The sequence below is a fragment of the Bradyrhizobium vignae genome (assembly GCF_004114425.1).
GTDB classification, from domain to species: domain Bacteria; phylum Pseudomonadota; class Alphaproteobacteria; order Rhizobiales; family Xanthobacteraceae; genus Bradyrhizobium; species Bradyrhizobium vignae.
Genome location: NZ_RDQF01000155.1, coordinates 1 through 592, shown reverse-complemented (window position 1 = coordinate 592; position 592 = coordinate 1). Strand labels below are relative to the sequence as shown.

Here is a 592-nt window from a genome sequence, read left to right as displayed (position 1 = left end):
CCGTTCTGAACTCGGTCGTAGATTCGGCGGCAAGATCGGGAGAATGGGCCCCGCACGAAAGCGTCATCCTCCCTCAACCATCGTCGCTGCGCGAATCCGGCTTTCAGTCGACTCCTTCACATTTCAACTCGCGCAGTGCCTTGTCCACCCAATCCGCATTGTGCGTCCCGGCCTTGATGTTCTCCATCTGCTTCTGCTCAGCCTGGTACTTCGCCGTCGCGGCTTTCAGGACTTCATCCACATCGTCGAATGGCACGCAAAGCAATCCATCGTCGTCGCCGATGATGAGATCGCCCGGCTCGATCACCATGCCGTCGATTGCAATCGGAACGTTAATCTCGCCTGGTCCGTTCTTGTAAGGGCCGCGATGGGTGACACCTGCCGCGAACACGGGAAACGTCTGACCGCGGATGAAGCCGGCATCCCGAACCGCGCCATCGATCACGATGCCTGCAAGGCCGCTCTTGATGATGCGCATCAGCATCATCTCGCCGATCAATGCGTTGGTGAGATCGCCTCCGGCATCGACCACGATGACATCGCCTGGCTCGGCCATTGCCATCGCCTTGTGGAGCATCAGGTTGTCGCCTGG

At 59.3% G+C, this 592-nt stretch carries 1 protein-coding gene; it reads right to left on the bottom strand.

The genetic code is table 11. The features are described from left to right. Positions 1 to 103: 103 nt before the first annotated feature. Positions 104 to 592, bottom strand: a 489-nt coding sequence (locus EAV90_RS39195) for an RraA family protein (protein ID WP_164937312.1), incomplete at its 5' end; no start/stop codon positions are given.